Below are 6,543 nucleotides of genomic sequence, written 5' to 3'. Positions count from 1 at the left end.
GTCCATCCTCTCGGCGCTCGAGGTGGCCGAGCCGCCCCGCTTCTACGACTTCACCCCCGCCCCGGAGCTCGGCGAGGCCAGCTGAGACGAACCGGGCCGCGTAGTAACACGCGCTCTCGAGGCCTGCGAGACGAAGTCCCTGCTCACGCGCCCTTTCTGCCCATCCGCGTATCTACGTGCTGCGGAACTCCGGTCGATGCCCGCGTCGCTGCGATCGCGAACCCGATGCTCTCCGCGCCGCTCAGCGCTGCCGTGTTCACGCCGACAACCTCGCCGCGCTCATCGACGAGTGGCCCACCGGAATCGCCGGCGTTGATTGCCGCGTCGGTCTGGAGGAGTCCCGTATAGGTCCTGCCGTCCTGCGTCGTAATGGTGCGATCGACGGCCGAGATGATACCGAAGCTGGCAGTCGGGCCGCCCTCGAGAGCGAAGGCGTTGCCTATCGCGACGACGGGCGCCCCAACGCGCATCTCGGCGGCTCGAGCGAACCGCAGCGGCACGAGCTTCGTCTGTGCAGTTCGCAGCACAGCGAGGTCGTTCGCGACGTCGACGCCGACGACCGTCCCTGGCACTCGCAACCCTCCCGGCATCGTGACGGTGATCGCCCGAGCATTCGTGATGACGTGCGCGTTCGTTGCGATGAGCCCGTCTGCCGCGATGACGAACCCCGTGCCCGCGGAAGTCTCGCGCAGCGTTTGACCCGCGAAGCCGACAGTGGTGGACGTGACGTCGATCGAGACGATCGACGTCGACACACGGCTGACCAGGGCAGGCACATCGGGGAACGCGACGCTGCCGACGCTGTTCGCGGGCTCGCGCTGGCCGGGCGGCCCGCTCGCGGTGGTCGGTGCCCCCTCGATCGTGCCCGAGCTACTCGGCGCCATCGCACGGGCCACGACACCGCCGCTCAGCCCACCGACCACAGCAGCAGCGACGAGGGAGGCGAGCAGACGCCTCGTGGCGCCACTTCTCGGGCGTCGAGCGTCGAGCTCGTGCCTGTTCGATCCGCTCGGCGTCCTGTCACCTTCGAGAGGGACGTCGGGGAGGCTCATGCCTCCATCGTCGGACCGCGCCCGCCGATCGAGCAGGGTCGAACGTCACCGTTACCACGACGGAGCGTCGCGTCTGCCGATCTCCACCGCGCCCGACGAGCGGATGTCTGAACCACCCTGCCGAGGCGCACGGAGCGGCACGATTGCTGAGCCACGACTCGCGGAGAAGCTGGCCGGCGCGGGGAGCTGGCGTGGCACCGACGGGGGCTGCGCCACACCACGACCCTCACGCCTTAGATGTCGTCCAGCAGGCGCCGTATCACCTCGACATCCCTCTTCATCTGCGCGATGAGCGCGTCGATGGACTCGAAGCGCTGCTGCCCGCGCACGCGCTCGCCGACGTACACACGTAGTCGCTCGCCGTAGAGATCGCCGTCAAAGTCGAGCAGGAAGGCCTCGACGAGTCGCTCGGCGTCCTCGCCGTGGAATGTCGGACGCGTCCCAATCGAGACCGCAGCGCCGTACCACGACCCGTCGGCACGCTGGACACGGCCCGCGAAGACCCCGTCCTCCGGGAGCTCCGCGTCTCCGCCCGGAACGATGTTCGCCGTCGGAAATCCGAGCAGCCGCCCGCGCCGATCCCCGGGGACGACGATTCCTTCGACGACTACCTCCATCGGCAGCGGATTCCGTGCTTCGACCACGGCCCGATACTCCCTCTCCTCGCGGCGCAATGATGCCCAGCCGGCCAGGCCGGACCCGAGACACCCTCGCAGACCTGAGCAGGCCGGCACGCTGAGGACGGACCGGGAGCCACGAACCGCAGCCGTACCCTGCGCCTGCCAGAGCCGATGCGCAAGGGCCCCAAGCGCAGTGCTCCGAGCCTAGCAACACGACCGCCTCGGCCCCCCGAACAACGCGCCGCAGAGTCCTCGACGGCCGTGGACCGTTGGGCTACCGCTGCAGTTCACGCGCTGGCGGCGCCGGTCACCTCGACCGCGGCGTTGGCCCGAGTGTTCACTCGGCTGGTGCAGCCCGCAACTGCGTGGCGAGCATCGGCGCCGCGTAGCGGACGATGCCGCAGCGACGCCCGACCGCTGGAGGCGGGCCGGTTGGCAGATTGAACCACGTCAGCAGCGCCGTACGCACGCGCCCGCACCTCGTGATCAGCGTTCCGCACCGCGGGGACGACGTGGTCGAACCGGTGCCTACCCGTCCCTGCGCTCGCCGAAGCCGTTCGTCGCGACGTACCCGTCACTCGAGGACCGCTCGACGAACCGAGGCCCGGCCGAACCTGAGCGCCGCGAGCGGCGCGAGCCGCGAGGGCACCGGTCCAATCGACGGCAGGCGCCACGGCCCCGAGTACCTCGGTGTGGGAATGGCGCCACGCTGATCAAGCGTTAGGAGCACGCGGCTGGCGATCGCCCGCGAGCCTCCCCGGCGCGGGCGAGCCCACCGGATCCTCCGGTGCCAGGCTGACCGGGCCCCCGACCGGGGTGGCGCCTGCAGGCCGGACCCTCCTGGCTATGCACCGTGCAGGGCAACCCGGGCCCCGGCGCCCGTCCGTGCCGCGCTCCGGCAGTGGCGCCGACCTGGTCGAAGGGTGGTCAGAGGCCGTGTCGCTCAGCTTCGAGACGGGCAGGCGCGCGACCACACCATGCTCCACCGGTTCCGCCAGCCGGCGCGAGCGATGTGAGGCCCGTAGACTGTGACCGTGGCTGTCGCTGACGTCGACGAGTCCGAACCGTCCGCTGGAGCCGCTGGGCGGCGCGCTCCCATCCCTTGGCAGGAGGCGGAGGTCGTCGGCCTGATCGACGAGGCGCCCGACACCGTGTCGCTCCAGCTGCGCTTGCAGGTCGACGCCGGCTTCCTCCCGGGCCAGTACTACAACGTGCGGATGCCTATCCCCGGCAAGCCGCGGCCCGTCCAACGGGCGTACTCGGTTGCCTCCTCCCCCTACCCGGACTCGTCCGTCATCGAGATCGGCGTCCGCGAGGTGCCCGGCGGGCTCGTGTCGCCTCGACTCGTGAAGGACTACGCCATCGGCGACAAGCTCGAGGTGCGCGGTCCCTACGGGCGCTTCGTGTGGAACGAGGAGATGGGCGGCCCGGTACTGCTCGTCGGCGCCGGTAGCGGCCTCGTTCCGCTGATGTGCATCATCCGCTACAACTTGGCGCGCGGCCTCGAGGTGCCGATGGCCATGCTGTGCTCGGCGATGGACTACGAGCACGCGCTCTACCGGGCAGAGCTGGCCGAGATCCAGGAGGCCACCAGCTGGCTCAAGGTCGTGCACACGGTGACCCGAGATCCGGCGGAAACTCGCGTCACCTACCATCGGCGAATCGACAAGGAGATGCTCGCCGACGTGATGGCCGACCTCTCCCCTCGGCTCGCCTACCTCTGCGGCCCGCCTGCCATGGTAGAAATGGCAGCCGATTCCCTCGCCGATCTTGGCCTCGCCCCCGACCAGATCCGCACCGAGAAGTACGACTGAACGAGGGAACGCCACCTCGCCCGGCAGTTCCCCAGTTGAGCGCTGCGTGTAGGCTGCCAATGCTCCTCTTCGCGAGCCACGCGCCGACCGGACTTACGAAGTTCGTAGGCATTGATCCGGTCCCGCTGAACTGATCCACCCGCTGAGCGAGTCCGAACCCCCAAGATGGGGGAAGGAGGACCGCATGTCCGCAAGCTCGCGGAGGGTGACAAGCTGCTCGGTCAGGGACGGTCGATCGAGGACGTCTGTCGCGACCTCGTGATCACCGAGTCGACCTGGTACCGCTCGCGCAACCAGTACGGCGCCATGTTGGCCGACGACGCGAAGCGCCTGGAGGACTTGGAGCGCGAGAACGTCCGCCTGAAGAAGATCGTGACCAACCAGGCGCTCGACATCGACATGCTGCGAGAGCTGAAACAGCGAAACCTCTAGCCCGGGACCGCCGCCGGAAGGCCGCTGAGTTCTTGAACATCCCGGTCTTCGAGACCCTGCTCGAGGCGCACGACCTGCCAACCGGCGGGCGCTCCGTGACGACGCCGCTGCTCCCTTGAGCCGGATTGCCCACACGGTCCTGAGCTGACCGAGCAACTCCCTATTGACCAGCCGCCCGATCAGACAGACGCGCATTCACGCACTCGGTGATCGGTGGGCCGAGGTCGCCGCCGACCCCGTGTCTCGCACGGTCTACGCAGTGATGTGCAGCACGCCCACGGAAGTATGCGATTACGACCAAGTTGGCACAACCAATGACGAGCGACACTGAATACGAGACGATCAGCACGATGTTGTGCAGCGCCACGCTGTAAGCGAGAAAAAAACCGAAGCCTGCGGCGAGTAGAGCCACGTAGGATACTGAGACGTCAACCGACGACCGATGCTGGACAATTCGTACAATCTGAAGGATCGGCGCGGCGCCAGCCCCATCAGCACTCCGAAGACCCCCGCCGCGCTCGCTAGCACTGTGCTCAATTCGTCGACCGAAGCGCGTCCAAAAAGAGCGCACTATATCGCTTTGCATCGACTGCGACGGCCACATCGACAAGGTTGCGGTGCCGCGGCGCGCCCCCGTGCAGCTCTCCTTCGCCAATGCGTCGTCGCCGGTCTACGACGGTCTGGCCGCGCGTCCAGGTGCCAGCAAGCTCGACCTCGACCGGATAACGCCCGGTCGTCAGCCCGGCTGGCTCGATGAGTGCGCAGAGTGCCCCGGCATCGCCGATACAGATGTCATCGCCGGACGCCATGTCGCCGAGCCGATGGCTTGCATCGGCGAGGTAACCCAAGAGCCGACCGGCAAGTACCGCCGAGGGTGATGGGTCTTCAAGAAGATCGGCAACCGTCTCAGAGGTAACAGTGACCTCCATGAAGACCTCCAGGCCATACATCGTGATCGGCAGGCCGGCTGACAGGCAGATCGCCGCTGCTTCCGGATCGTGCCACACGTTGAACTCGGCAACTGGAGTAGCCATGCCGCGTCCGAGCGAGCCTGCCATGCAGATGATGCGCTCGCAACGCGCGGCAATGTCCGGATGCTGCCGTACGAGCAGCGCCAGGTTGGTCATCGGACCAAGACAAACGAGTGAGAGCGGTCGTTCGGCCATCAGGATCGTCCTGCGCAGCAATTCGACTGCTGGGGCGGTCGCGTCGGCCGCCGATGCCACCGACAGGCCGAGATCACCGAGGCCGTCGCTACCATGGAAGTGCGAGGCGTTGCGGTGATTACCGATAAGCGGGCCCGCTGCCCCTCTGCCGAGGGGGATCTCGAGTCGCCCCGCCGTTGCGAGCACTGCTCGCGTATTGGCCACCACCTGGTCGATCGCCGCGTTTCCGGCAACGCAAGTCACGGCTTTGAGCGCTACGAGCGGGTGGCGGCATGCCAAGAGAAGCGCCAGTGCGTCGTCAACACCGGTATCGACGTCCAGAACGACGTCGATCATCGTGCGCTTGGCATCATCGTCCGCGTCCACGTACGCCTCGGTTCGCCTTCCCTACGAGCTTCCATGCGTCGGCCACGATCGACGTGTCGATCACGTGCTCGAGTGCGGGCAGGTTGGTGATACCCGAGGCTCGCAGCGTACGGTAGACGCTGTCCTGGATGTAGCCGGGGTTGAGCGACAGCAGCCCATGCGCCTGCGACCAGCGCGAGACCACATAGGAGGCCTGGATCTTGTTTGCCTTCTCCTGCTGAGCGCGGTTCAAGCCCTGGCTGGCGCCGAACTCCCGCATTGTGGCGTTCGTCCCGTTCAGTGGGAACTTGATGTCCTCGGTCCACCCGCGGATATTGGCGGCGACCAGCTTGACGAGGGCTTCACGGTGGTGGTCGCGGTACGAGCGCGTCGTGATGCTGACATCGGACAGGATGTCATAATTGAGCTTACTGAACGGCGTAAAGAAGAAGTCTTTTCCTTCCCGCATCCCGTAATGGAGCTCGAGGGTGAGCGGTTGGTTATACGCGAAGGCGAGCAGCGCATCGCCTTGGCCGGCGAGCAGCCCATCCACGGTGATACCGCCCGGAACAAAGGTGTAGTTCTTCACATGGTTGATCTTCATCAGCGCGGCGATGCTCGGAGCGTTCGGCGCGGAGGCGATGATCCGTGCGCCCTCGAGCTCGGCCGGAGTGGTCACTGGCCGACGCCTCAGGGACAGTAGGCCGTTCGGCGACTGCTGGTAGTCCTGGGCGAAGATGACGAGGGGTTGACCCTGAGCGAGCGCCGAGAACAGGCGGACGGTATTTGCCTCGGTTGCAACCTGCGCCGTCCCAGCTGTCAGCTGCGCCTCGGGCGTTGGCGCGTTCGGGCCGCCGCCAACCAAGGTGATATCGAGATCGTAATCGCGGTACCAGCCGTTCTGCTGTGCAAGGATCCAACCGGCGTACTCTACGTTGGGTAGGAAGCTGAAGGCAATCGTCATTGGGACCGCCTTTCTCGCGATCCGGTGTTCCCCTCCTTGTGGGCGAAGGCCGTGCCCAGCCCTCGTCAAGAGGCCCGCGCCGCCGATGACTGCGATTCCCCCAAGAAATGACCGCCGCGAAAACGTGCGCTGATGGATCTCACTCATGGT

Annotated in this window: 5 protein-coding genes and 1 pseudogene; 2 read left to right on the top strand and 4 right to left on the bottom strand. The window is 66.8% G+C overall.

Annotated features, from left to right (window positions below):
- Positions 1 to 143: 143 nt before the first annotated feature.
- Together VKV23_04565 and VKV23_04560 are read right to left on the bottom strand one after the other, a co-directional pair.
- On the bottom strand, positions 144 to 1,052 hold the full coding sequence (locus VKV23_04565) for a trypsin-like peptidase domain-containing protein (protein HLI15309.1): 909 nt from the start codon (positions 1,050 to 1,052) through the stop codon (positions 144 to 146).
- 233 nt (positions 1,053 to 1,285) lie between these two features.
- Positions 1,286 to 1,726, bottom strand: a complete 441-nt coding sequence (locus VKV23_04560; GenBank protein ID HLI15308.1) for a riboflavin kinase — start codon at positions 1,724 to 1,726, stop codon at positions 1,286 to 1,288.
- A 980-nt stretch (positions 1,727 to 2,706) separates the two neighbouring features.
- Between VKV23_04560 and VKV23_04555 the strand changes: the two genes are divergently transcribed.
- Together VKV23_04555 and VKV23_04550 are read left to right on the top strand one after the other, a co-directional pair.
- Positions 2,707 to 3,486, top strand: coding sequence for an FAD-binding oxidoreductase (locus VKV23_04555; GenBank protein ID HLI15307.1), 780 nt, complete (start codon positions 2,707 to 2,709; stop codon positions 3,484 to 3,486).
- Between the two features lie 165 nt (positions 3,487 to 3,651).
- Positions 3,652 to 3,903: pseudogene (locus VKV23_04550) on the top strand (transposase).
- A gap of 548 nt (positions 3,904 to 4,451) precedes the next feature.
- Here the strand turns inward: VKV23_04550 and VKV23_04545 are convergent.
- On the bottom strand, positions 4,452 to 5,450 hold the full coding sequence (locus VKV23_04545; protein ID HLI15306.1) for a nucleoside hydrolase: 999 nt from the start codon (positions 5,448 to 5,450) through the stop codon (positions 4,452 to 4,454).
- A complete protein-coding gene (locus tag VKV23_04540; GenBank protein ID HLI15305.1) occupies positions 5,434 to 6,393 on the bottom strand; it encodes an ABC transporter substrate-binding protein in 960 nt (319 codons plus the stop codon). Before VKV23_04540 ends, VKV23_04545 begins: the two co-directional genes overlap by 17 nt.
- Between the last annotated feature and the right edge of the window lie 150 nt (positions 6,394 to 6,543).

The organism is Acidimicrobiales bacterium, from assembly GCA_035294085.1.
In the GTDB taxonomy this organism is placed as follows: Bacteria; Actinomycetota; Acidimicrobiia; order Acidimicrobiales; family Bog-793; genus DATGLP01.
The sequence above is the reverse complement of the archived record's forward strand: the minus strand, read 5'-3'. Positions and strand labels throughout refer to the sequence as shown.